This is a genomic window from Burkholderia territorii (genome assembly GCF_902833055.1).
Classification (GTDB): Bacteria; Pseudomonadota; Gammaproteobacteria; order Burkholderiales; family Burkholderiaceae; genus Burkholderia; species Burkholderia territorii.
The window spans coordinates 1-24,105 of record NZ_CADFEJ010000036.1; the positions used below are offsets into that span (position 1 = coordinate 1).

16 protein-coding genes and 1 pseudogene are annotated in these 24,105 nt (G+C 68.0%); 7 read left to right on the top strand and 10 right to left on the bottom strand.

Features of this window, described 5'->3' with window-relative positions; genetic code table 11:
* Positions 1-232: pseudogene (locus HW466_RS30275) on the bottom strand (amino acid permease); the annotation flags it as partial.
* A gap of 617 nt (positions 233-849) precedes the next feature.
* On the opposite strand from HW466_RS30275, the gene HW466_RS30280 reads away from it, so the two are divergent.
* Positions 850-1,818, top strand: a complete 969-nt coding sequence (locus tag HW466_RS30280; protein WP_239006247.1) for a beta-xylosidase — start codon at positions 850-852, stop codon at positions 1,816-1,818.
* Here HW466_RS30280 and HW466_RS30285 read toward each other — a convergent pair whose 3' ends face one another.
* From HW466_RS30285 to HW466_RS30320, 8 genes are all read right to left on the bottom strand, one after another.
* Positions 1,819-2,871 (bottom strand): hypothetical protein, encoded by a 1,053-nt coding sequence (locus HW466_RS30285; RefSeq protein WP_151006913.1) that lies wholly within the window; start codon positions 2,869-2,871, stop codon positions 1,819-1,821.
* The gene (locus HW466_RS30290; protein WP_174905826.1) at positions 2,861-4,150 is read right to left on the bottom strand and encodes an oligosaccharide flippase family protein; all 1,290 of its coding nucleotides are present in this window, start codon (positions 4,148-4,150) and stop codon (positions 2,861-2,863) included. The genes HW466_RS30285 and HW466_RS30290 overlap by 11 nt, the downstream gene beginning before the upstream one ends.
* Entirely contained in the window at positions 4,147-5,310 is a 1,164-nt protein-coding gene (locus tag HW466_RS30295) for a polysaccharide pyruvyl transferase family protein (protein ID WP_174905825.1), read from the bottom strand. Before HW466_RS30295 ends, HW466_RS30290 begins: the two co-directional genes overlap by 4 nt.
* Positions 5,307-6,533 carry a glycosyltransferase family 4 protein gene (locus HW466_RS30300; RefSeq protein WP_174905824.1) on the bottom strand — a complete coding sequence of 409 codons (1,227 nt, stop codon included), beginning with the start codon at positions 6,531-6,533 and terminating at the stop codon, positions 5,307-5,309. Before HW466_RS30300 ends, HW466_RS30295 begins: the two co-directional genes overlap by 4 nt.
* Positions 6,530-8,800, bottom strand: a complete 2,271-nt coding sequence (locus tag HW466_RS30305; RefSeq protein WP_151006622.1) for a polysaccharide biosynthesis tyrosine autokinase — start codon at positions 8,798-8,800, stop codon at positions 6,530-6,532. Before HW466_RS30305 ends, HW466_RS30300 begins: the two co-directional genes overlap by 4 nt.
* Positions 8,797-9,294, bottom strand: a complete 498-nt coding sequence (locus tag HW466_RS30310) for an arsenate reductase/protein-tyrosine-phosphatase family protein (RefSeq protein WP_174905823.1) — start codon at positions 9,292-9,294, stop codon at positions 8,797-8,799. Before HW466_RS30310 ends, HW466_RS30305 begins: the two co-directional genes overlap by 4 nt.
* The gene (locus HW466_RS30315; protein ID WP_060106090.1) at positions 9,291-10,496 is read right to left on the bottom strand and encodes a polysaccharide biosynthesis/export family protein; all 1,206 of its coding nucleotides are present in this window, start codon (positions 10,494-10,496) and stop codon (positions 9,291-9,293) included. The genes HW466_RS30310 and HW466_RS30315 overlap by 4 nt, the downstream gene beginning before the upstream one ends.
* Positions 10,497-10,622: 126 nt before the next feature.
* Positions 10,623-12,011, bottom strand: coding sequence for an undecaprenyl-phosphate glucose phosphotransferase (locus tag HW466_RS30320; protein ID WP_174905822.1), 1,389 nt, complete (start codon positions 12,009-12,011; stop codon positions 10,623-10,625).
* Between the two features lie 673 nt (positions 12,012-12,684).
* Between HW466_RS30320 and HW466_RS30325 the strand changes: the two genes are divergently transcribed.
* From HW466_RS30325 to HW466_RS30345, 5 genes are all read left to right on the top strand, one after another.
* On the top strand, positions 12,685-12,981 hold the full coding sequence (locus tag HW466_RS30325) for a hypothetical protein (RefSeq protein ID WP_230938272.1): 297 nt from the start codon (positions 12,685-12,687) through the stop codon (positions 12,979-12,981).
* 83 nt (positions 12,982-13,064) lie between these two features.
* Positions 13,065-13,778, top strand: coding sequence for a glycosyltransferase family 25 protein (locus HW466_RS30330; RefSeq protein WP_244138245.1), 714 nt, complete (start codon positions 13,065-13,067; stop codon positions 13,776-13,778).
* A 435-nt stretch (positions 13,779-14,213) separates the two neighbouring features.
* Complete coding sequence (locus HW466_RS30335; protein ID WP_151004204.1) at positions 14,214-15,041, top strand: peptidylprolyl isomerase; 828 nt, start codon at positions 14,214-14,216, stop codon at positions 15,039-15,041.
* Positions 15,042-15,500: 459 nt separating this feature from the next.
* Entirely contained in the window at positions 15,501-16,205 is a 705-nt protein-coding gene (locus HW466_RS30340) for a cysteine hydrolase family protein (RefSeq protein ID WP_151004202.1), read from the top strand.
* A 72-nt stretch (positions 16,206-16,277) separates the two neighbouring features.
* Complete coding sequence (locus HW466_RS30345) at positions 16,278-17,177, top strand: LysR family transcriptional regulator (RefSeq protein ID WP_151004200.1); 900 nt, start codon at positions 16,278-16,280, stop codon at positions 17,175-17,177.
* Between the two features lie 36 nt (positions 17,178-17,213).
* Here HW466_RS30345 and HW466_RS30350 read toward each other — a convergent pair whose 3' ends face one another.
* The gene (locus tag HW466_RS30350) at positions 17,214-20,213 is read right to left on the bottom strand and encodes a sensor histidine kinase (RefSeq protein WP_151004198.1); all 3,000 of its coding nucleotides are present in this window, start codon (positions 20,211-20,213) and stop codon (positions 17,214-17,216) included.
* A gap of 476 nt (positions 20,214-20,689) precedes the next feature.
* Here HW466_RS30350 and HW466_RS30355 point away from each other — a divergent pair.
* The coding region (locus HW466_RS30355; RefSeq protein ID WP_481968802.1) for an ESPR-type extended signal peptide-containing protein at positions 20,690-24,105 on the top strand (3,416 nt) is incomplete at its 3' end.

The window sequence follows — 24,105 nt, forward strand, 5'->3', positions numbered from 1 at the left end:
CGCTTTGGATCAGGCCCATCGTGATCGCGGCGATCCAGATCGCCCACGCGGGCTGGCCGATCGTCGCGCATACGCCGCCGATCGTGAACAGCACGCCTGCCGGCACGCCGCTCGTTACCCAGAAGCCGTCTTTCCATGTGAGGCTGCGTTGCAGCGTCTGGCCTTCGGCGGCCGCTGGCGCCGGCCGACCTGAGGCGTCGGCGCTACTGGGTCGCAATCCTGTATCGCTCATTGAGAATGTCCTTGTTGATTCGGTCGGTCGACGGAGGCGGTGTGACGCACGCGTCCATGGTCGAATGGAAACGGTGTGACCGGAGCAGCGTGCCGGTTCCGACACACGGCGATGCCGGCGGAGATCGGTGAAAGCGTTGCCGATGGATCGGCGGCAGTGTTGCGGTCGATCCATCGTCCAAACGCGGGCGCACCTGAAAACACGCGGCGCTCGGCATGTGCCGCCACGGTAAAACGAACCCATCGCCCGCGCCGAACGACCATGGTCCCAACAATCGCCGGGAGCGACAATCGGACTGGTCGGATTCTGGCGGCGGCGTCACGCATCTTGCGATGGTCCGGATCGGACCGGTCCGATTGCCGGAGTACGTTAGGTAGGCGATGCTGTCTGGTCTTCCGGAACGCAACGCATGGGTCTACTGATCATTTCCGTCTTTATCGCCATCGCCATATTTTTTGTGCTGTGAGCGATCCGATTCGCGAGCGTGTCGATGTGGCACGGCAGTCGGCACGCCGCGGGCTGCGCCGTGCACCGTGTGGCATGCGGCGGTCGATCGGCGTACGGGTCTTCAACTGAGGAAGAGGGGCGATCGCCCAATGTCAAACTGGATTCGCAAATTGTCGATCCTGGCCGCCGGCTGCATGCTGACTGCCGCGGCCTGCGCGGTCGAACGCCATCGCTGGGCGGATGCGGGGAGCGGCATGCCGCTCGTCGGCGTGCAGGTGAAGATCCAGTCGTTTACGCGCGACGACGCTCGCATGATTCGCGACACCGGCTTCGCGTTTGTCCGGCTCGGTGCGTGGACCGATCGCCTCGACCAGCCCGCGTACCGCGCGCAACTCGACGGCGCATTCGCTGTCGCGCGCTCCGCGGGCCTGCCGGTGCTGCTGACCGTTCGCACGCTCGGCCGCGTCGCGGGCGCCGACGGCGCGGACGCAAAAGCGGCGGCGCTGCTCGCCGACGCGGGCGACCGCATGGCCGACGCCATCACGGCCTTGGCGGCGCGACACGCGCGCGACCTGATCGCCGTCGAGCTCTGGAACGAACCGGACCTCGGCCGGTACTGGCCCACGGGCGACGTTGCGCGAACTTTCTTGCCTTTCGCGGTTGCATTGTGCCGCCGGTTGGCGGAGCAGGCGCCGGCCGTGCCGGTTGTCGGCTTCGGGTTCGCACACCCGCCGCTGGCCGGCAGTTTGCCGGGCGATCTGCTCGCGAGCGTGCATGCGGCTGCGCCGCATTGTCTCGATGCCGTGTCGTATCACGCATATGGCATGGCGCCCGCGCAAATCCGGACGGCGGCAACGATTATCGACGCGCGCTACGGGCTGCCGGCGCTCGTCACCGAAGATGGCGCGGCGTCGGTGAGAACCGATGGCGAGCGCCGTCAGGCGCAGCGCCTGCGTGCGCTGCTCGACGTGCGCGGCGAACTTCGTACGCCGCTGATCTCGATCTACGAATGGGCCGATACCGCGAATGCCGGCGACGTCGCGCAACGGAGCTATGGGCTCGTACATGCGGACCGGTCGCCGAAACCTGCGCTCGATGCGGTCCGTGCAGCGCTGCGTGCGACATCTCCGGCGCGGTAGTCAGGCGGGCGCCTGTTGCGTGCGAATCGACCAGAGCGCGACCGCGAGCGGCGCGACGCTCGACAGGTGCCGCAGATAGCTGCCGAGATCGGGTTCGAACAGCATCGACACGGCCACGTGGCCGAGGATCAGACTGGCAAGCAGCTCGCCGTCGCGAGCCGGCGAAGCGTGGCCGTCGCGCGCGGGAAGCGCCGGTATGCGGCGCCATGCGGCGCCGAGAAACAACGCGATCAACGCCTGCATGGCGACGCCCTTCGGATCGAGCGAGAACAGCACCGGCAGATTGAGCCGGACGAGCGAATACGCGTAGTTGCCCACGAAGTGCGCGAACGAATCGGGCATGAACGGGTTGTAGAAGCTCGTCCGGGCGCCGAACGGCGACGAATAGACGAGATAGTCTACGGCGAGATCGCGCGGTTGCTGAAGCAGCATATAGGCCGCGTCGGGCAGCGAGACCAGCACCGCGACGGCCAGCAATGCGCCGGCCAGCCTCGGCAACGCCGATGCACGCCGAAAGGCCCATGCCGCGAGCGCGATCGCGAGAATCAGCGCGAAGTAGCTGCGGATCGTCGCCGCGTAGCCGAGATACAGCGCGGCGGCGATCGGCATCGCCCATCCGGTGCCGCGCCGGCGCGCGACAGCGAGTACGACGATCGACATCGCGACAACGACCGTGTCCTTGCTGGCGACGAAGAGGTTGAAGAACAGGCACGGCGCGATCAACGCGAGACAGGCGGCGAGCGCGCCGGCCCGACGCGCTTGCCGCACGGCGATCCAGATCGTGGCGATGCCGAGCGCGACGACGAACAGCGCCGTTCCGGCGTTGCCGAGCATCTGATACAGCTTGCCGACCGCGTCGAACGACGAGCCTTCGTAAGTCGACCCGCCGCCGATCTGAGTCTGGATCTTGTCCGCGTCCCGGAAGATGAATTCCGGCAACACTGCGCGCGCGTTCGCGTAGACGCCGACATACATCAGCGTGGCGAGCGCTGCGATGGCGTCGCGCAGGCCGCGGCTCAACAGCGGCCCGCTTCCGATGGCATTACGCAACATCGCCCGCTCCGGCACGCCCGCGGCGCTCGGCCGGCAGGCGCGACGTCACGACCCACGCCAGCCATGCGCTCACGGCAATGCTGGCGACGAGATGCGCGCCGGCCGCGCCGAGCGCGCGCTGGTCGTGAACGAGCGCGATCGACATCGGCATGCAGACGACCGTCAGCCCGGCGATCACGTACGCGACCGTACGCCCCGCGCGCAACGCGACCGCTGCGGCCCACAGAACGTCGGCGGCGGCGCGCAGCACGAACGACACGAGCAGCACCACGAGCATCACGGTCGACACGACATCGTTGCCGGCGTGTGCGAGCCGGAAGATCCACGGGTGCGTCAGCACGATCGCGAGCGCGGCGGCGCCGGTCAGCAGGAGCGAGGCGCGCAGCGCCCGCGCGAGCTCGCGGCGGAACGCCGGTGCGGCGGCGCGCGTGCTGTCGAGCGCGCTCACGAGACGCGGCGCGGCCACCGCGACGACGGTGGCCGACGCGATCGTCTGGATCGCATTGGCGATCGACCAGACGAATACGTATCGGCCCAGTTCGTCAGCATCGAGTTGCGCGGACGCGACGAAGCGTTCGAGATACTGCAGCACCGACAGCAGCAACAAGGCGACGAAAAAAGGCGCACCGTCGCGCCAGACCGTCGCGAGCCGCACGCGCGTGGCCGACAGCGCCGGCATCGCCGGCAACCGGCGCGCGGCGGCGGCGATCAGCACCCAGCCGGCCGCCACGACGACGATATTGCCCGCGATCCAGGTCGCGAACAGTCCGTCGATCGAGCCGATCGTGCCCGTCGTCAGGGCCGCGATCGCGACCGCGGCCCACCCGCCCGTCCGGACGAACAGCAGCCACGACGCGGCGCGCGCGCGATGCAGCGAGAACAGCCAGGTATTGACTTCGAGTGCGGCATGTTCGGCGCAGGCGACGAGCGCGACGAGTGCGAGCGGCATGTCGGGCAGTGCGCCGAGGCGCAGCGGCCCAAACGCGTGGCCCGGCAACACGGCGAGGCCGCCCAGCAGCGCATAGACACCGGCGTACAGCACGGACAGGCGCACGCAGGTCCTGACGGCGTCATGCGGATTCGGGCCGGCCAGCCGGCGATTGATCTCGGTGCTGAAGCCGAGCCCCAGCACTTTCGATGCAACGACCGACACGGCGAGCGCGAAACCGTAGACGGCCACCGCGTCGAACCCGAGCGCGCGCGCGACGACGATCGTCAGCATGAACTTCAGGCCGAGCGCGCCGACGCGCAGCACCAGGCGGAGCCACGCGGCGCTCATCGTGCGGCTCCATGTTCGAGCGCGCCGCGCAGCGCGGCGACGATCTGCTCGCGTGCGCGCCCGAGCCGCTCGAGCCCGACTTCGGCCTGGATCCAGAACCGGCTCAGCGCATCGGGCGCGAACAGCGTGTCGCAGACCGAGCCCGCATCGAAGTCGGCTGCGTTCGCGACCCAGCGGCCGACGCCGAGATCGGCATAGGCGCCGAATCCCTTGCGTTCGTAACTGAGGTGATATGCCGGTACGCCGTGCAGGATCGCCTCGAGCGCGCCGTGCAGGCGCACGGATACGACCGCGTCGGGCGTATCGTCGGCGAGTACGTTCTTCAGCGTGCGCGTTCCGTCGAAGCCGCGTTCGCGGTAATACGCGGCGTCGTCGTTGCCGCGCCCGGCGCTCTGGACGGCGAACGTGACGCGGCAGGATGCGCGCAGCCGCTCGATCAGCGCGGCGGTCGATGCATGGTAACGCGCGCATTGCGCGTCGCTCCACGCCGGCGGGCGGCGCAGCACGAGCGCGACGTGCGCGGGCGTCGCCGGCGCGCAGCGGGCCAGGTCGCGTACCCCGGACGCCCGATGGGCGAACTCGAGTACCGCGAGATCCGGCGCGCGCCGGGTATTGGCATGTTCGGCGAGCAATGCGGCCGAGCGGTCGTCGCGCACGAATACGGCATCGAACTCGCGCAGCATCGCCGTCAGGTGTCCGCTGAGCAACGGGTTTTCCGCGGCCGGCCCGATGCTTTGCGGGAGATAGACGGCCGGCTTGCGCGCCGCGCGGGCAGCCCGCATCTGCACGAGATGGCCGGCTTCGAGTTTGAGCGCCTCGACGCCATTGCGCGCGCGCAGGTAGCCGCCGCCGACGCCGACGATCAGGTCGACGCGCCGCAGCAGTGCGCGCAGGTCGGCGAGCGCCGGGTTGATGGCGACCGGCAGCGCGGCCATCGCGGCGGCGAGCAGGCGCCGCGCGCCGCTCGCGGCGAGCACCGGCGCGGGCTGTACGTCGGGATGACCGGGAAACGTCGCGGGATCGGCCGCGACGACCGACACGTGCGTGTCGGGGCCGAACGCGTCGCGCAGCAGCGCGACCGACAGGTCGACGAGCAGACCGTCGCCGGAGTTGCGCGCGCTGTACGCATGCAGCAACGCGACGTGGACGGGGCGATTCATGATGCTTGCTCCTGGAGAAGATCGCGGTAGACGGCGAGCGTGCGATCGACCATCGCGTCGGCCGAGAAATGCGGGTAAGCGCGCGCGCATCGATCGCGCATCAATTGAAAGACGGCAGGGTGATCGGCGAGCCGGCAAACCGCCGCCGCGAAGGCGGCCGGATCGTCGTCGTTCGGTACGGTCAGGCCGACGTGATGGATCGCGATCAGTTCGGCTGCGCCCGCCACCTGCGTCGCGACCATCGGCACGTGCGCGGCGACGGCTTCGAGGCACACGTAAGGAAAGCCTTCGTAGCGGCTCGGCAGCGCCAGCAGGTCGAATGCCGAGAAATAGCGGCGCGCGTCGTCGACGCGGCCCACGACGTGCAGGTTCGCCGGCAGGCCGCGCGCTTCGTCGCCTGCCGCGCGATCGAAATCGCCGGACCCGATCGCGACGACCCGCAGGCGCTGCTCATGGCGTCGCTCCAGCAGGCGTGCGATGCGCACGAGGCGATCGACGCCCTTCTGGTGATCGAAGCGCCCGACGAAGCCGACGACGAACGCGTCGTCGGGCAGACCGAGCGCGGCGCGTGCCGCGTGGCGCTCCAGCAGCCGCGGCGGCGACACGCCGTTCTCGACGACGCGAATCCGGCGGCGCGCGATCCCGAGCCCGTGCAGATGATCGGCTTCGTCCTGCGAGACCGCGATCACCGCGTCCGAGCAGCTATTGCCGAGCACGCGCTCGATGCCGCCGTAGAACGCGCGCTTGGCGGGCGACAGCGTCGGGTTGAGCGTGTAGACCGCGTGCGGCGTATACGCCTGTTTCCATGGTCCGCGACACAGCCGCGCGAGTGCGCCGGCCTTCGAGCTGTGGCTGTGCACGACGTCCGGCCGCAGCCGGCGCAGCAGGCGGCGCAGCGCGAGCACGCCGCGCAGGTCGTGCAGGCCGACCGCGCGCCGCAGCGGCAGCCGATGAAACGAATCGCACCGGACAGCCGCGTCGTGCAGCATCGCCTCGTCGAAGCGCTCGCCGAGCGGCGCGATCAGGTGGATTTCCGCATCCGACCGGGCGCGCAGCCCGGCGATCAGATCGGTCAGGTGTACGGCGACGCCGCCGCCGGCGGCTTCGACGACGAGTGCGACGCGCATCGGCCGTGCGCGCGATGCAGGCGGCGCAAGCCGGCTCGAATCACGAACGTGCGCCGCGCGATCGGCCAGCGTCGGGGCGAAAACGGTATCGCTCATGCGGACCTCCGCAGCAGACGTTTGACGGCCGCGCGCAGGCGCGCGAGGTGCGTGCAGCGCGTGTCGCACGTGTAGCGATACGCTTCGTAGCGATAGCCGCCGTATTTCGAGCCGAACGCGGAAGCGCCCGAACGCGGATCGAGGCCGTTCAGCACCACATCCGGCACGCGGTCGCGGCGTTGCGGCAGCCGCTTCGCGGATTCGATCAGTTCGCCGGCACGCGTCGCGCCCGCGCGGGCGACGAGCAGCGTGGCGTCCGCGTGCGCATCGAGCCAGGTCGCGTCGGTGGCCGCGAGCAGCGGCGCGGAATCGACGATCACGAGGTCATAGCGGGCGCGCAGCGACGCGAGCAGTGCACCCGCGCGCGCATGCTGCAGGAGCGCGGTCGGCGCGGACGGCAGCTCGCCGGTCGGCAGGAAATCGAGGTTCGGCGCGACGCCGCGCCGCACGACGTCGTCGGCGCTGACGTTGCCGCCGAGCAGTTCGGCGAAGCCCGGGCCGCGCTCGATGCCGAAGTACTGGTGCAGATAGCCTTTGCGCAGGTCGCCGTCGATCAGCAGCACGCGCCGGCCGCTCGATGCCTGCACCGCGGCGAGGTTGACCGACACGAACGATTTGCCGGTGCCGGGCGTCGCGCCCGTGATCAGCACGAGCGGGTGCTCGATGTGCGCGAGCGAGAAATGGAGCGCCGTCTGCAGGCTGCGCAGGCCTTCGATCGCCGGTTCGTACGGATCGTCGTAGGCGAGCACGTGCAGGCCCGCGTCGCGACGTTCGACCGCGCGCATCAGCTTGCGCTGGCGGGCGGCGGCCGGCAGCACCGCGCGCACGGACAGCGATGTATGGCGCTCGATCTCGTCGACGGCCGACAGGCCGCCGTACAGGAACTCGCGCGCGAACGCGGCGATCACGCCGAGTGCGAGACCGACCAGCGCGGCGGTCGCGATCACGACCGGCCGGTTCGGTCGGACCGGATCGGCGGGCGCGACGGCCGAATCGACCACGCGCACGCTGGCCGTTCTGCCGGCCTGCACCAGTTCGAGCTGCTGAATGTTGTTCAGCAGCGCGGTATACAGATCGGTGTTGACCTTCACGTCGAGTTGCGCGCGCACCTCTTCGCCCTGTTGCGCGGGCAGCCGCGCGATGCGGGTGTCCAGCGCGCCCTGCTGGCGCTTCAGCGTCGCGAGCTGCGCGTCGAGCGCCGCCATGTCGGGGTGAGTCGGCAGAAAGCGTTTCGACAGCTCGTCGCGCTTTTGTTGCAGTTCGAGCGTGCGTGTCTGCACGTCGGCGGCCTGCTGGAGAACCAGCTTGCCTTCCTCGGCGAGATCGACCGAGCCGGTGCGGCTGCGCAGCGATGCGTATCGCGTTTCCGCGCGTTCGAGCTGTTGCTTGACGATCGGCAGTTGCGTGTTCAGGAACGTCAGCGACTGGGCCGCCTCGGCGGACCGGCGCGCGATGTTCTGCTCGACGTAGCGGTTCGCGACGGCGTTCAGCGTCGCGCTGATCTCGGCCGGATCGTTGCCGCGCAGCGACGCGACAAGCACGCCCGATTGCTTGACCTTCTCCTGCACGTCGAGCGCCGTGCGCAACGTGTCGATCGTTTCCGCGCGCGATTGCCGGATCAGCTTGAAGCGCGTGCCGGGCAGCGCGTCGAAGCCGGTAATTTCGATGTGCAGCGGGCCGTAGCGCGTCGCAAAGGTTTCCGCGGCGCCGACGGTGCCGACGGCATCCACCGTCATGTCCGGTCCGGTCAGCCGGTAGCGCGTGTCATCGAGCCGCACGACGTGGAACGTGTCGCCCTCGGCGCGCGTCGGCACGTCGAACCGCGCGACGTCGATGCGTTCCTGCCCCCACGCGTAGCCGCCAAAGCCCAGCAGGCCGGGCGATACCGCGCCGTCGTTGAAACGCGCGACGAATGCACCGATCACGGGCACCCGCGACGGCTTCGCGACGATGTAGCTGCGCAGGTCCTCGACGGCGCGCGTGACGACGAGCCGCGACGACAGGATCTGCGCTTCGGCCGACGCGGGCGAGCCGACGTTGAAGAACGATGCGGCATCGCCCAGCAGGTTCTTCGACGCGGTGTCGGTCGCATCGTCGGTCTGGATCATCAGGTCGGCCTGGTAGGTCGGCGGCGCGACGAATGCGTAGAGTGCGCCGGCGGCGACGCAGGCGGTCGTGATCGCAGCGATCGCGACCCGCGCGTTGCGCAGCGTGTCGAGCACGCGGATCAAGTCGATCTCGCGTTCGGGCAGGGCGGGCGTGTTCATGACTGGAGTGCGGAAACGGGTGGAGCCGGCCAGCGCGCGGCGACGCGCGGCAGCCAGCTGGCGACGGCGAGATCGATCAGCGCCGCGCAGCGGATGAAATCCGCGCGCGTGCCGCGATACGGATCGGGGATGTCGAGGCCGAGCGGCGCGTCGTCCGAGGCGCGCGCGTATGCGCCGAGCCGGAACACGCGGCCGCGCAGGAACGGATGGCGCGCTTCGAGCACGCGACGCTGGCCGTCGTCCATCGCGAGGATCAGGTCGGCGCGCGTGCACAGGTCTGCCGTCACCGCACGGGCGGCGTGGCCGGCGAGCGTCACGCCGCGTGCATGCGCCATGTCGCAGGCAAGCGGGTCGGCCGGGCGGCCCGGCGGCGGCGCGAGGCCGGCCGAGCGTACGTCGGCCTGCGGCAGGCGCACGGCGAGCAGCGCGGCCGCGAGCGGACTGCGGCACAGATTGCCTTCGCACACGACGAGGAGGAACGGGCGCGCGCTCATTTCGTTGCGATCCCGGCGGCGACGCCCGTGTTGACGCTCGGCAGCAGCAGGCTCAGCACGCGGCTGAAGCGCACGAGCCCGTTGCCGTCGACGTAGACGATGTCCTTCGGCTCCAGCTCGAACTGGTTCGCGAGCACCATCGCGAGCGGTGAGCGCGCGTCGAGGTGGAACACCGTCGGCGTGCCGCCTTGCGTGCCGCGGATCACGAACATCTGCGCCGCGTCGGCCGTGTTCGAATTGATGCTGCCGGCCTGCAGCAGCGCGTCGCTAAGCGTGAGGCGGCCGCTACGCTTCGGCAACGCGAGCAGCGGGCGGTTCACTTCGCCCATCACGTACACGCCGTTGTCGTCGCGCGCGCCGATGCGCAGCAGATCGCCACCGCGCAGCGCAATGGCGGACGGATCGCGATGCCGCTCGATCAGGCGCGCCAGATCGATGCGCACGGGCACGCCGTCGCGCACGACGGTCACGTCGCTCTGGTCGGCGGCGGCCGTGAAGCCGCCCGCGCGTGCGATCGCGTCGGCCAACGTCATCGGCACGTCGTTCACGGGTAGCGCGCCCGGCGTGTGGACTTCGCCGTCGACGTAGACCTGCTGCGAGCGGAACGACGCCACGCGCAGCGTGACCTGCGGGTCGCGATAGATCGTGCCGAGCGCCCGCTTCACGCTGGCCTGCGCGCCGGCTGCCGTCAGTCCCGCGACTTTGAGCGTGCCCGCATAGGGGAACGTGAGGTTGCCGTCGTCGTCGACGACGAAGCCCGCGACCGGATCCGCCGCGCGCGGCGGCGTTTGCTGCGCGCCTGCCTGTGCCGCGGCAAGTTCCGGGTGATCCCAGACGGTGATCTGCAACACGTCGCCGGGGCCGATCCGGTAGGCCGGCGCGCGCGCAGCGGCCGGCGTGTCCAACGCCGCCACCGTCGCGTCGCGCGCCGCGCGCTGACGCGCGATGAGGGCCGGATCGATCGCGACGATCGGGACGGCTGTCCGGTCCGAAGGCGATGCGGCATCGCGCGTCGCGGCGGCGCGAGCGTCGGCGGCCGGTGTGGCAACCGGGCCCGGGTCGCCCGCCGGCGTGCCGGGCCCGGTCGTGTTCATCTTCATGCCGGGCGCCAGCACGCATCCGGACAGCGCGATGCAGGCCGTCAAAACGAGCGCGAGCGCGCGACGGCGGCTCCTGGCCGTCGATGCGATCGAGGTGTTCATGGATTCCTTCCTGTTGCGCGGCGCGTAGTGACGCGGCAGCGCGCGCGGGCCCGCTTGCGCGGAACCGCTCGAGGTCAATCGACAAGGCGTCGGCCGCTTCGCCATGCAGGCGAACGGCCGCGCCGCTCAGTACGCGTTCGGGTGCACGATCCCTTTCAGCACGGTCGCGCCGATGATTCGCAGGTCGAGCGCGAACGACCAGTTGCGCAGGTAGTACAGGTCGTACTCGACGCGCGATTGCATGCTTTCGAGTTGCTCGGTCGCGCCGCGCAACCCGTTGACCTGCGCCCACCCGGTGATCCCCGGCTTGATCCGGTAGCGATGGATATAGCCGTCGACGAGCGTGCGGTATTGCGCGTCGTGCTCCACCGCGTGCGGACGCGGCCCGACCACCGACATGTCGCCGAGCAGCACGTTGATGAACTGCGGCAACTCGTCGAGGCTCGTGCGGCGCAGCAGCGCGCCGACTCGCGTGACGCGCGGGTCGCCGCGCGTCGCTTGCACGACCGTGCCCGCCTGTTCGGCATGCGCGCGCATCGTGCGGAACTTGTAGATGTCGAACGTCCGGCCATCGGCGCCGCGGCGCTTTTGCGTAAACAGCACCGGCCCCGGCGACGACAGCTTGACCGCGATCGCGATCGCGAGCAGCACCGGCATCAGCAGGATCAGCGCGACGGCGGCGAACACGCGGTCGAACACGGCCTTCAGCGCGAGCGCGCCGCGCGACAGCGGCGGCGCCGCCAGCGAGATCGCCGGCTCGCCGAGAATCTCGCCGGCGCGGCTGCCGAACAGCGCATGCTTGCTGACGTCGGGCATCAGGCGCAGCTCGACGAAGTCGCTGCGGAATGCGTCGACCGTGCGGGCCGTCTCATCGTCGTCGAGCGGCAGCGCGATCCACACTTCGTCCGCATGCTCGCGACGTACGCTGGCGGCAAACGACGCAAGATCGTTCGATACCGGTACGTCGTCGTCGAGCGTGGCGGCCTCGCCGGTCGTGCGATACACGCAGACGGCCCGGTAGCGGGCGGCCGCGCTCGCACGGAGTTCGGCGCGGATTTGCGCGATGCGCTCGCCGCTGCCGACGATGGCGACCGTGGCGGGCGCGACCGGCGCGCGCAGGCTGCGGCGCCGGGCGATGCAGAGCGCAATCCGGAACGCGACGAGCGCGATCGCGACGCCGGTCGTCCAGTCCAGAAACCATTTCATCAACACCATCGTGACGGTTGTCAGTGCAACCATCTTGACGAACACGAAGCCTTGCACGACGAGCCACAGCGCCAGCGTGCGCAACGCATGACGCGTGGCGGGCAGCCTGCGGCCGTCCAGGCCGATGCCGGCCAGCCGCAGCAGGAAGGCGGCCAGCAGTGCGCTGACGCCGGTCAGGATCGCTTCGATCCTGAGGGTCGCGAAATCGCCGATCGAGCCGTGGTGGGCCAACGCCGCGATCAAGACGATCACGACGACGTCGATTGCACATACGACGATCTCGCTGCTGCGAGCTTGCTTCTTCTTCATTTCATCTACCTGTCCGAGCCTGTCGCGCACATGCCCGATGTCGCGGGATGTACGCGTCGGTTCCCGCGACCGCATGCGGGGCTCGTCGCGCAGACGATCGCTGCATGCATCCGGGCATGAAACGAGTCTATGAGCGATGACGCTTTCGAACCATCGGACAGTGAGCAGCCGTGAGCGCGATTCGAATCGGACTGGACCGAGTGACCGTGTGAGTTGACCAAATCTGACCTTTCGATTGAGCGGCGCGCGCGAAAACCGGCAGGTCGCGGCGATCGCGCGTGCAAAAAAAACGCCGCCCGGGGCGGGCGGCGTGAAACGGAGACATCGCGGAAATGTTCGCGATAGCTGGGACGACGGGGTTTGGCCATCCAGCATCGCCATTCTGTCAGTCATCGATTGCCGGCGGAATCGGCCTGGTCCGATTCTCTGTATCGATGCAGGACGTTCCTGCTCCGCGGTCGCGCACCGCGGCCATCGATTCGACGCTCCCCGGCCTTTCAACGGCAGATTGCCTGTCGTCCCTGTCCTACAGCCGTGCGTTGCGGCTCCGGAATCGGACTTGTCCGATAGAGACTGGCGTCGAGTCGGTCTCTAATAAGAAGCATCCCGGCCGGCATCGATCGGCGCGAATCTGACTGGATGGAGGATGGCGATGAGTCACGCGGATTTTCTGGTGAAAGGAGCGATAACCGGCATGGTTGCGAGCGCGGCGAGCGTCGTGCTCGTTCATGTGTTGATCGACGTCGGCACGCGATGGTCCGCCGACGGAGTCGTCGTGACGATCGTGGCGGCACTGCTGATGGCGGCGGCACTGCTCGTGCCGCCGATCGTCGGCGCATGGCGCAATCGCGACGCGGTGATCGATCCGTTCTTCGAGCCCGATGCACTGAAACCGGTGCTGCAGGGGCGGTCGATCGGCATCGTGCTCGGCATCGCGTTCGGCATCTCCGTCGTGGCGGGCTGGCGATGAATTCCGTTCAGATGCCCGCCCGGAATCCGGGCCGTTCCTCCGTTGCAGCCGCTGGAATGGGCGCGCCGGCACTGCGGCGCGCGGTGAGCGTCATTTCGCTGACCGGCAGCCGCTCGCGCCGCGCTTCATTCAGTGCGTGCAATCCGGAACTCGAGATCGAATTCGTCGATGCGGTCGACGGCGCTGCGCTGTCGGACGACGACATCGCGAACAGCGGCCTGTTCGCGCCCGGACTCCCGTATACACGGGGCGCATACGGCATTGCGATGACCGCGCATCGCCTGTGGACGCGGATCGCGGCAGGCGACGAGCTGGTGACGATCGCCGAGGACGACGCCATATTCAGGCCGGATTTTCACGCGGTCACGGAGCGCTTCCTGCACGCGAACGCCGGGCGCTACGATTTCATCGCGTGGGGCTACAACTTCGATTCGATCCTGCGCGGGTCGATCTTCAATTCCCGGACGCCCGTGACGATGCGATTCGACGAAGCCGCGCTGGCGCGCTCGGTCGACGATTTTCGAAGTGACCGCAGCGCGGTGCTCGTGATGAACCTGCTCGAGTTCTACGGGATTTGCGCTTATACCGTTTCGCCGGCCGGCGCACGTTTTCTGCTCGATCGGTGTTTTCCGCTGAAGCCCGAAGTGCTGTTCTCGCACGGGCTCGACCGGCCCATATCGAACTTCGGCATCGACGTCGCGATGAACAAATGCTATGGCGAAATGCGCAGCGTGGCGTCGTTCCCGCCGCTCGCGATCACGATGAACGACCATCGTACGTCGACGATTCAGACGTGAAGCGATACCACGCGGCGCAACGGCCCGATGCTTGCTTCGTCGAATACGGCAAGCGCCGGGCGAAATCAGACTAGGCCGATTGTGCGAGCGAGCGCGGCCACCGGACAATGTCCGCGTCGAACGGTTGCATGGTTTTTACGTTCGATACCTCGTATCCGAAGCTCGTCTTCGTTCCATGCGCCGCCCCGCGCGGGCGGCGTCTTTTTCCGGACACACGTCGCGCGTCAGCGCGGAACGAACCGGAACCGGATTCAGATTCGACACGAACGAATGCCCTGCGGCGGCCGGTGGGCTCGGCCGCATATCGACTGACTTTCCAGTTGATTGACGGAACAACGCTGCCATATGCGAGCGTAGGGCATTCCTTCCTGTCTGCGGAAGCATCGTGCCGTTTTCGTTCGGTGCTCCGGATTTCTCATCATCAAGGAGTTCATCATGAAAACCCGACTTCGCGCCATGAGCGCCATCATCGTGCTGGCCTGCGCGGCCGGCGCCACCCATGCCATCGCTGCCGAAACGCCGCTGCCGGCCGGCGTCGTGGCGGTCGTCAACGGCGTGCCGATTCCGCAAAGCCAGTTCGACACCGCGCTCAAGGCGACCGGCCAGCCCGACACGCCGGCGCTGCGCGCGCAGGTGAAGCGCGACCTGATCGTCAGGCAACTGCTCGCGCAGGCCGCCGAAAAGGCGAACTACGGCAGCCGCCCGGAGGTGCTCGGCGCCGTCAAGCGCGTGCGAGAGGATGCCGCGACCGATCTCTATGTACGCGATGCGCTGCGAGCGCAGCCGATCACCGACGCGCAGCTGAAGGCGCGCTACGACGCGATCGTCGCGAGCGCGGGGCAGTTCGAATATCGTGCGGAAGTCATCGCCGTCGACGATGCGGCCAAGGCGAATGCCGCGCTTGCTCAACTGAAGCAGGGCACGGCATTCGCGGATGTCGCGCAGGCGTTCAATACGACACCCAACGGCGGCGTTGCGCAATGGGTGTCGCTGAAGACGCCGCTCGCGCAGGGCAACACGGCCGGCCTGCCGCTGCCGCTCGCGCAGACGATCGCGTCGATGCAGGCCGGCGCGACGACCGGCCCGATCCAGGTCGGTAATGCATACGTCATCGTCAAGCTCGACGAGAAGCGTAAAACGGTCGTGCCGAGCTTCGACCAGGCGAAGGGCGTGCTGCGTCAGCAGCTCGACGCACAGGCGACCGAGCGCGCGCTCGGTGCGCTGGTCGACAAGCTGGCGGCGCAAGCGAAGATCGAGCAGTAACGCGCCAACGGCGCGCGGCGGGGAAAACCGCGGCGCGTCGCCGGCTTTCCCGCGCGGCGACGCGTGCCGAATCAGTCCAGTCCGATTGGCTCGCGAAGCGATCGTCGCTATGCTGATCATGCGTGGCATCGAAGCCACATCGACGGCGGCCGGTGGGCGCGGCCGCATCCCCCGCTACTTCCCCGTAGCACTACTCCTCACGCTGCCTGATGCGAGCGTCGATGGCTGGCACTTCGTGTGCCACGCACCTATTTCCTTCCCGGTTCCCGCAACTTCCGCGAATGTCGCCATGTCGTTCCGGAACCGAAGTGACGGCCCGGCCCTGGCCGGGCGAATCCGTCAAAACGCGTTGAATTTGTGCACCGAATGCACAACAGATGTCGTCCCGGCATGGTCGCGATGCGCGGCGATCGTCAGTAAATTCGTCGTGCACCTCGTTCACATCCGGAGAAACGTCTCATGTTTGCTTTTTCCCTTCGCACGCTCACCCGCTCCCTCGTCTTCGCTTCCGCCGCCACCATCGTGCCGGTGGCCGAAGCCGCGCCGGCACTGCCGGCCACGCCGACGATCCGCGCAATGACGGGCGCGCAGCCGATCGATCACATCGACCCGAAGTCGACCGCGCTGGTCGTCATCGATTTCCAGAACGAGTATCTGAACGGCAAGATGCCGATCCCGGACGTGCAGCGCGCCATGGCCAATACCCGCCGCCTGATCGAGTTCGCCGACCGGCACGGTATCCGCGTGTTCCAGATCCAGCACGTGACGCCGGCCGGCTCGGCGGTGTTCGCGCGCGACGGCGAGACGGTCGGGTTCATCGCGCAGATGGCGCCGCGTGCCAACGACACCGTGTTGCAGAAGGATACGGTCAGCGCGTTCGCGAGCACGGATCTCGATCGCCGTCTGAAGGACGATGGCGTGAAGACGATCGTGATCGCCGGCCTGATGACGCACGCGTGTGTCGCCGGTGCCGCGCGCGACGCGGTGCCGCTCGGCTATCAGGTCGTGGTAGCATCGGACGCCTCCGCCACGCGGAGCATCGTCCGGGCGAACGGCGAGACGATCGACAAGGACACGCTGCATCGCGCGGCGCTCGCAGAGATCGAAGACACCTTCGGCGACGTGAAAACCACTTCCGAGATCGTCGCGCTGCCGGTTCGTTGAGCGTATGCGGCCGTGCCCGCATGAAGGCACGGCCGAACCTGCGCCGCTTCCGCACTCACGTTGCGCTTCACCATGGATCAATTGTTCGCAATGCGCGTTTATCGGTGTCTCGTGGAAGCCGGCGGGTTTTCCGCGGCGGCCACGCGTCTCGACACGACCCATTCGACGGTATCGCGCCAGCTGAAGCTGCTCGAGGCGTCGCTCGGCGTGCAGCTGATCAATCGCAACACGCGGAACGTCGCGTTGACGGCGGCCGGCGAGCGCTACTACGCATCCTGCGTGGAGATCCTCGATCGCGTCGAGGCGGCGGCGGAAGCCGTCGCCGAAAGCCCGCGCAAGCCGGCGGGCACGTTGCGCGTCAGCGTGCCGCTGTCGATCGGCACGCTGGAGATGCCGGATTGGCTGCCTGCCTTCCGTCGACGTTTTCCTGATATCCGTCTCGACGTGTCGTGCAGCGACCGGTTCTCGAATCTGATCGGCGAAGGCTTCGACGTTGCGCTGCGCATCAGCAGCGATCTGCCCGATTCCGACCTGGTCGCGAGAACGCTCGCCGTCTCCGACGAAATTCTCGTCGCGTCTCCTGCCTACATTGCGCGGCGCGGATTGCCGAGAACGCCCGCGCAACTCGAAGCGCACGACCTGTTGCCCTATAGCGGCCGCGAGGGCGGCGGCGCGTGGCAACTCACGCCGTCGCGCGGCGCGGCCGCTTGCGTCAAGCTCGACGGTTACCTGAGGCTCGATGCGATCACCGCGATTCACGCATCGGCGGTCGCCGGCCTGGGGATCGGTGCGTTCACGCATCTCACCGTGCGCGGCGACCTCGAGCGCGGCCGTCTCGTTCACGTGCTGCCCGATTACACGCTGGCCAAACGCAAGTACTACGCGCTCTATCCGAAAGCGCGCCATGTCGCGCCGAAGTTGCGCGCGTTCATCGACTTCGTGGCCGATCTTTACGGCAAGGCCGAGTCGTAACGACGCGTGGCCGGCGCGGGCGCCGGCCATGCCGCGTCAGATGGCCGCGATGCGTGTTGCGGCCCGCCGCGCCAGCGCATCGCCGGCTTCCCGTCGATAACGCTCGAACTCGCGCGCGAACGCCGCGGCGTCGCCGTCGATCGCGAACCGTTCGAGCGTTGCGCAGCTATCCGCGATATCGCGCTCGCCAATCATCGCGAACGCGCCGCGCATGCTGTGAATCTCCGTGCGGGCGAGCTTCAGGTCGCGGTGCTCGAGCGCGCGCACGATCGCGGCGTTCGCGCGCTGCATCGCATCGGACAGCACCGCATGCAGCTCACCCGGCAGCGGCCCGTCCGCCGACGACAGCGCATTCGGCGCCGGCCGCGTGTCGCGCCGCGCACCCGTGTATCGGGCAATCGCCTGCTCGAGCGACTTCAGCGATGTCGGCTTCGTGACGATCTCGTCGATGCCGGCGTCCAGCGCCAGGCGTTGCTCGTCGGGCTCGACGTGGGCCGTCACCGCGAGAATCGGCGCGCGGTGACCGCGCTCGCGCAGCACGCGCGCGAACGTATAGCCGTCGAGGCCCGGCATGTTCAGGTCCGTCATCACGACCGCGTAGTCGTTGCGCCCGATCAGCTCCAGTGCATCCGCGACGTTCGCGGCGAGATCCGCGCGGTAGCCGAGCACGTCGAGCTGGTCGTGCACCAGTGCGCGGTTCACCGGATTGTCGTCCACGAACAGCACGCGCAGGTTCGGCGCGTCGGCTTCCGCGCCCGTGTGCACGGCGCCCGGCGCGTCGTCGCACGGCAGCGGCAGCGTGACGACGAAGGTCGAGCCGATGTTCGGCACGCTGTCGGCCGCGATACTTCCACCCATCGATTCGGCGAGCTTGCAGCTCAGCGCGAGGCCGATGCCGGTGCCGCCGAAGCGGCGCGCGGTCGACGCGTCGGCCTGCGCGAACGGCTCGAAGACATGCTCGAGCTGCGCGGCCGTCATGCCGATCCCGGAGTCGCTGACGCGGATCGTGACCGGCGTCGCATCGGCGCCCGGCGCGGAAACGGACAACGCGATCGAGCCACGGTCGGTGAATTTGATCGCATTGCTGACGAGATTGACGACGATCTGCCGCACCCGCATCGGGTCGCCCATGTACGGGCGAACGATACGCGGGTCGATCTCGGTGCATAGCACGACGCCCTTCGCGGCGGCGATCGGCTCGAACAGATCGACGATGTCGCGCACCAGCTCGTCGATGCGGAAGCTCGTCGCTTCGAGCGTCATCCGGTTCGCTTCGATCTTGGTCATGTCGAGCACGTTGTTCAGCATGTCGAGCAGCATGCGCGCGGCGGAGGTCACCGCATGCAGGCGCAATTTCTGCCGGCTCGGATCGGGCGCCTTGTCGAGCAGTTCGAGATTGCCGAGCATCGCGTTGAGCGGCGTGCGGATCTCGTGGCTGATCGTTGCGAGGAAGGTCGATTTCGCGCGGTTCGCGCTGTCGAGCGCGCGCTCCGCGTCGGCGCGGGTCGTGATGTCGGAGAAGCTGCACAGCAGCGTGTCCTTGCCCCGGTAGCGCCCGCGCACGAAGTTGACGACGAGATCGCGCGTGCGGCCGTCGCCGAGCGTCAGCGGCAACTCGACGTCGAGGCGCACCGGTGCGCCGCCGGCGCGTGCCTGGTAGCACGCCAGCAGGCGCTCGTGCAGCGACGGCGTGCCGGCCTCGCGTTCGTACAGTTCGAGCATCCGGTTACGCAGCAGCACGTCGCGCGTGTCGAGCGACACGAGCGCGATGCCGAACGGCGAAGTGGCGATGATCGCGCGGCTCATTTGCTCGCTGTCGAACACGCGGCGCGAGCGGCGGAACAACGGTGCGAGCACCTTCAGGTCGAACGTGATCACCAGCGTCCACAACACGGCAAGGATCAGCGCGGCCACGCCGAACTCGCGCACGATCGTCGGCCAGATCGCGATTGCGATCGTGCGCCACGAATACGCGTAGACGATGGCGAGGCCCGAGTTGGAAAGCCGGTCGCTGATCGTGAAGACGCCATGCAGGTAGCTTTCGTCGAAGCGGTCGAAGCCGCGCCGCCACGCATTTTCGGCGAGCGCGTGGCGCATCAGCGCGCCACCGTCGATGGATTCGCGCGTGCGATCCTCGCTCAGCAGCATGTGGCCGCCCTGGTCGACCAGCATCACGACAGCGTCCTCGGGCGCCTGCTTCAGCCGGTCGTCGATCACGTCGACGTCGAGGTCGCTGACGAAGGTCATGAAATGCCGCTGGCCTTCGAACGCCGGTTCGACGAGGCGGAACACGTTCTTGCCCGTGAGCGGATCGATCGACGGCGCCTGCCATGCAATGCGGCGCGTGTCGCGCCAGTAACGGGCGACTGCGGGATTCGACCAGTCGGCGACGTCGAACGCCAGACGATCGATCAGCGCGCCCGTATCGGGCACGCCGACGCGCGCCAGCACGTCGCGATAGGGCGTGGACGGCGGCGGCGTGATTGCGATGACGCCGCGATCGGGGCTGTACGCGTAACCCGACATCGGCATTCCGGATTGCCGCTCGGCGGCCGCCACCGAAATCGTCAGGCGCTCCATCAACTGCACGTACGCGTCGATTTCGCCGCTGGTCGCGGCGGCGGGCGTCGCGGCCGCGAAGATTTCGCTCACGTTGCTCAGCGGCGCCAGCACGACGTGCCCGTCGCGCACGATCGCATCCACCGCGCTGCGCGCGTGCCGCGGGTGGCTGTTCCACAGCAGTTCCGCATTGATCACCGCGCGCCGCATCGACGCCTGCTTCGCGTCGATCTCCAGCTGCACGAGCGCCTTGTGCGTTTCGAACAGCTCGCGGCGCTTGGAGATGTAGTCGCGCACCGATCCGGCGACGAGGATGCTCGTCGCGAACAGGATCACGAACGACAGCACCGCTGCGCCGCCGTACAGCGTGAAGCGCTGGTAGCGGTTCAGCAGGCTCAGGTCGCGCGCTTCGCCATCGATCGTCGCGAACGGCGCGCCGGCATCGGTGGTGGACGCAAAGAGTTTTCGGATGGGCATGGGACGAATACCGTGAAATCAATGCACAAATCGAGTGGCGCGCAGCGGGCGTCCGGCGAAGGCCGGGTGCGATCCGTGACGCGCAGCGATATCCGTAAGCCGTGTGGGAAGGCAGGCGGTCGCGCTGCCGGCTCGGGGAACGAGCCAATTATCGAGATGGCGGGACCGTCGGTATGTAGGGCAGTCCGAAACAATTGACGCAGATAGCTAGGACCAGTCCTATTTTTTGAAAGTTGCCGAGAGCTGCGTTTATACGGCCCCGAATGGGCGCGTGTCAAACGAAACGACGATGCGGCGGAGCGTGCATGTCGCGTTTTCCTCGCAGAATTGTCAGGCATCGTCATATTCAGACGGGTCCTACAAAAATAGTTCGACCGTATCCAGACGTCTGATTATCGAAACGGCTCGCGAAAAATATATTGCCTCGTGTAACAAAAGCTTCGTCTCACTCTCACTTTGCACATGAGGCAATCAACATGAACAAGACTTATCGGACCGTCTGGAACGCCACGACGGGCACGTGGGCCGCCGCCGAAGAAACGGCGCGCTCGAAATCGAAGGGATCGTCGCGCGTGGCGAGCAAGGCGTTCGTCGCCGTCGCATTGGGCGGCATGGCGATCGGTGGTGCGTCGGCGGCGGATGTCGTCGGTGCGTCGGACGGCGCGGAAGGCAAGGTCGATGATGAAAGCGTGATTCAGACGCCGATCACCGGTGCGAAATCGCTGATGCCGATGGCGACGATGAGCACGGATTCGATCGGGACGATGGCGGCACTCGAGGATACGTATATCAAGATTGGTACGGGGGTGTATGCGCCAGCCAGACCGGCAGTGGGCGGAGACGGTGCAACCGCGATCGGCGCTGCGGCCACTGCCAACGCTCTGTCTACTGTTGCACTCGGCGGTGGCGCAGTGGCGACCGGGATCAACGGCGTGGCGCTCGGCACGATCTCTGCGGCAACCGGATGGGAGTCTCTGGCCGCAGGTGTAGGTGCAAGTGCGACCGCCGACTCGGCGACCGCGCTCGGACGCGCTGCGACGGCTAGCGTCGCCAATTCCGTTGCGTTGGGTAGATCATCCGTCGCCGATCGTGCCAATACGGTATCGGTTGGCTCGGCAAATGCACGGCGCCAGATCGTCAACGTCGCCGCCGGCACGCAGGCGAACGACGCCGTTAACCTGGCGCAGATGAATGCTGCGATCGCAGCGGCGGACGATCCGTATATCACGGTCAACAGCGGGACATACGCACCGGCCAGAGCGTCGGTCGCGGGGGATGGCTCGACGTCGATCGGTGCCGGGGCCACAGCCAGTGGCACGTCCAATGTCGCACTCGGCGGTGGTGCATTAGCGAACGATCAGAACGCGGTGGCTCTCGGTACGATTTCCAGGGCAACGGGTCGCGAGACTGTGGCCGTCGGTGTCGGTGCCAACGCAGCAGCTAACTATGCGGCCGCGTTCGGCCGCGGAGCGAACGCGACAGGGTCGGGTGCGAATGCGCTTGGATATTACGCGTCTGCTTCGGGCGGCGGGGCGATTGCGCTCGGCAATGCCACGACAGCGTCCGCTGACGGTGCGATTGCACTGGGGTCGGCCTCCGTTGCCGATCGTGCCAACACGGTTTCGGTGGGCACGACGACGGCCCGGCGTCAGATCGTCAACGTGGCCGCCGGTACGCAGGCGAACGACGCAGTGGTTCTCTCGCAGCTCACGCCGGTGGTGACCGCTCTCGGCGGCGGTGCGTCGATCAACGCGACGACCGGTGCCGTCACGGGCCCGACGTACAACCTCGCCAACGGTGGCCGTCAGACGACGGTCGGCGGTGCGCTGACGGCGCTCGATGGTGCGGTGACGGCTTCGAACCAGAGCGTCGGCGACCTGCGCGACTCGCTGCAGAACAGCGGCCTGATCGACCCGACGACGGGCGAATCGCTGGCGGTGACGTATACGGACGCGAGCAAGTCGGCGGTGACGCTCGGCAACGACGGCACGCCGGTGCGCGTGTCGAACGTGGCCGATGGCGCGGCGCGGACGGACGCGGCGAACGTCGGTCAGGTGACCGATGCCGTGGACAGCATCCGTAACGATCTGGCCGACGGCACCCTCAACATGCGTTACATCAAGGTCAATGCGACGGGCGCGCAGGCGAACGCGATCGGCACGAATGCCGTTGCGATCGGCTCGAACGCGAACGCGACGAGCAACGGCTCGCTCGCGATTGGCACCGGTGCGCGCGCATCGGGGCTCAACGCCATCGCACTCGGCCTCAACTCGGTCGCGACGCAGGCGAACACCGTATCGGTCGGCAGCATCGGCAACGAACGCAAGATCGTCAACGTCGCGGAAGGCGACGTCGATGCGAACAGCACGGACGCGATCAACGGCTCGCAGCTTTATGCCGCGATGAACTCGCTGACGTCGACGCTCGATGCGAAGACGAAGGCACTCGAGAGCAACACGGCGGGCCTGTTCGGCATCAACAGCGCGTCGGCCGGGATCAACGACGTCACCGCTCCGCTCGTCGCGGTCGAAGGCCAGAACGGCGACAACATCGCCTCGCTGAACGGCGCCGATCCGGCGACGTCGACGGCTGCCGCAATCGGCGTGCTGTCGGCCGCGAGCGGCTCGAACGCGATCGCGGTCGGCCTGCAGACCGTCGCGGGCTCCGACAACTCGGTCGCAATCGGTAGCCTCGCGCAAACGGGCGCGGGCCAGGACTATTCGGTCGCGATGGGCTCGGACGCGCAGACGAACGGCACGCAAGCCGTGGCGATCGGCGCGCACGTGCAGGCCAATGCGGACAACGCGCTGGCGGTCGGTAACAACAACACGCTGGCGCTCAGCCAGAGCTCGATCGCGCTCGGCGACGGTGCGCGCGTGAACGCGGGCGCAACGAACAGCGTTGCGATGGGCAAGAGCGCGACGATCGGCCGCAACGTGACGAACGCACTCGCGCTCGGCGCGGACACCAACGTGACCGCGAACGGCGGCATCGCGCTCGGCCAGGGCTCGGTCGCGAACCGCGGCAATGCGCTGTCGATCGGCGGCGGCACGGTGGGTCAGCGCCAGATCATCAACGTGGCGGCCGGTACGCAAGGGACCGATGCGGTGAACGTGAACCAGCTCCGTGGCGTGACGAACGCGCTCGGCGGCGGCGCGACCGTGGGCGCGGACGGCAGCATCGTTGCGCCGGTGTACACGATCGGTACCGAAACGTTCGACAACGTCGAGGATGCGCTGAAGGCGGCGGCATCGCAGGGCGGCTCGTCCGCGGATGCAGTGAGCTACGACGATCCGGGTCACACGAGCGTGACGCTGGGCAACGCCGGTACGCCGGTGTCGATCCACAACGTTGCGCCGGGCGCGGTGTCGTCGGCTAGCACGGACGCGATCAACGGTTCGCAACTGTTCGGCACGGCACAAAGCGTGGCGGGCGCGCTGGGCGGCGGTGCGGCAGTGGGTGCGGACGGCACGATCACGGCACCGACCTACACGATCGGCGGCACGGACCTGCACAACGTGGGCGACGCGCTGACGAACCTGGACGGTCGCACGCAAGCGAACTCGGACGGTCTTTCGGACCTGCGCGACAAGCTGTCGGACGGCGGCGTGATCGATCCGACGACGGGCGAATCGCTGGCGGTGACGTACACGGACGCCAACAAGACGGCGGTGCAGCTGGGTAATGCCGGTACGCCGGTGACGGTCCAGAACGTTGCAGCAGGCGCACTGTCGGCGACGAGCACGGACGCGGTGAACGGTTCGCAGCTGTTCGCGACGAACACGCGCGTCGGTTCGCTGGAAGACACGCTGTCGAACAGCGGCTTGATCGACCCGACGACGGGCGAATCGCTGGCAGTGACGTACACGGACGCGAACAAGACGGCGGTGCA

What these genes read in the sequence shown, in the direction of transcription:
- HW466_RS30340 (WP_151004202.1), top strand. Translation starts at nt 15,501, where the DNA reads ATGTTTGCTTTTTCCCTTCGCACGCTCACCCGCTCCCTCGTCTTCGCT.
- HW466_RS30285 (WP_151006913.1), bottom strand. Translation starts at nt 2,871, where the DNA reads ATGTTGCGTAATGCCATCGGAAGCGGGCCGCTGTTGAGCCGCGGCCTG.
- HW466_RS30290 (WP_174905826.1), bottom strand. Translation starts at nt 4,150, where the DNA reads ATGAGCGCCGCGTGGCTCCGCCTGGTGCTGCGCGTCGGCGCGCTCGGC.
- HW466_RS30310 (WP_174905823.1), bottom strand. Translation starts at nt 9,294, where the DNA reads ATGAGCGCGCGCCCGTTCCTCCTCGTCGTGTGCGAAGGCAATCTGTGC.
- HW466_RS30345 (WP_151004200.1), top strand. Translation starts at nt 16,278, where the DNA reads ATGGATCAATTGTTCGCAATGCGCGTTTATCGGTGTCTCGTGGAAGCC.
- HW466_RS30305 (WP_151006622.1), bottom strand. Translation starts at nt 8,800, where the DNA reads ATGAACACGCCCGCCCTGCCCGAACGCGAGATCGACTTGATCCGCGTG.
- HW466_RS30300 (WP_174905824.1), bottom strand. Translation starts at nt 6,533, where the DNA reads ATGAGCGATACCGTTTTCGCCCCGACGCTGGCCGATCGCGCGGCGCAC.
- HW466_RS30335 (WP_151004204.1), top strand. Translation starts at nt 14,214, where the DNA reads ATGAAAACCCGACTTCGCGCCATGAGCGCCATCATCGTGCTGGCCTGC.
- HW466_RS30350 (WP_151004198.1), bottom strand. Translation starts at nt 20,213, where the DNA reads ATGCCCATCCGAAAACTCTTTGCGTCCACCACCGATGCCGGCGCGCCG.
- HW466_RS30315 (WP_060106090.1), bottom strand. Translation starts at nt 10,496, where the DNA reads ATGAACACCTCGATCGCATCGACGGCCAGGAGCCGCCGTCGCGCGCTC.
- HW466_RS30320 (WP_174905822.1), bottom strand. Translation starts at nt 12,011, where the DNA reads ATGAAGAAGAAGCAAGCTCGCAGCAGCGAGATCGTCGTATGTGCAATC.
- HW466_RS30295 (WP_174905825.1), bottom strand. Translation starts at nt 5,310, where the DNA reads ATGAATCGCCCCGTCCACGTCGCGTTGCTGCATGCGTACAGCGCGCGC.